The following is a 216-nucleotide window of genomic DNA, read 5'->3' as shown; positions in this document are numbered from 1 at the left end:
CAAAAGCAAGGTGACGAGTTGTTTTGCCATCACCCAGTCATGTTTGAAGAAGCCCCAATGAGTAAAGCCACAAAGCAAAACACCAGTGATGACCGAACACACAGCAGCAGGAATGATGATGTACTGCCCCAGGATGTTTCGCGCCAGGTTGATGCCATGAATTGCTTCCTCAGGTTCGAGTAGGACAATACTCAAGGCCAGAGCAACCGAGCATAG

The 216-nt window shown here is 49.1% G+C and carries 1 pseudogene; it reads right to left on the bottom strand.

From position 1 onward, the window contains the following. Window positions 1-195: pseudogene (locus JUJ53_RS19660) on the bottom strand (hypothetical protein); the annotation flags it as partial. Between the last annotated feature and the right edge of the window lie 21 nt (window positions 196-216).

The sequence above is a fragment of the Leptolyngbya sp. CCY15150 genome (assembly GCF_016888135.1).
Classification (GTDB): domain Bacteria; phylum Cyanobacteriota; class Cyanobacteriia; order RECH01; family RECH01; genus RECH01.
Note: the sequence above shows the minus strand (reverse complement) of the source record. Positions and strands in the feature narration are given on the sequence as shown.